The sequence below is a fragment of the Priestia sp. SIMBA_032 genome (assembly GCF_046535215.1).
Lineage (GTDB): Bacteria > Bacillota > Bacilli > Bacillales > Bacillaceae_H > Priestia > Priestia aryabhattai.
Window position 1 is genome coordinate 1 of record NZ_JAWRXD010000124.1, and the last position, 483, is coordinate 483.

The window sequence follows — 483 nt, forward strand, 5'->3', positions numbered from 1 at the left end:
TCTTTTACAATAAGTGTACAAGATGAAGGTGAAGTTATTCCTTAAGAAGATATCCCGCATATTTTTGACCGCTTTTATCGTGTCGATAAATCGAGAACACGAGCTACAGGCGGAAAAGGTATCGGGCTAGCTGTTGCAAAGGAAATTGTAGAATTGCATAACGGTTCCATTCTAGTAACAAGCCAATTAGGAGCGGGAACAAACTTTATAATCGAGCTACCTTTTGAATAATATGCGTGTGAAAACACCAGTAGTAGTAAACACTACTGGTGTTATTTTGTTCATAAAAACAGCTCATCTAAGCTAAGCTTTTGAAATTATTCTTATTTCAATATAAAATAAAGGTACATTTGCAAAGATTTGGAGGGTGATATAATTGGATATCCATGTATTAACAAAAGACGAAGCAGAAATTTACTTAGAACTTCGCGTAGAAGGATTAAAGCAAAACCCTGAAGCATTCAGCTCTTCTTATGAAGATAT

General features: G+C 35.0%; 2 pseudogenes. Both read left to right on the forward strand.

Going from position 1 to position 483, the window contains the following annotated elements:
• Nucleotides 1-231, forward strand: a pseudogene (locus tag SB717_RS33610) (sensor histidine kinase); the annotation flags it as partial.
• Between the two features lie 145 nt (nucleotides 232-376).
• Nucleotides 377-483 (forward strand): annotated as a pseudogene (locus tag SB717_RS33615) (GNAT family N-acetyltransferase); the annotation flags it as partial.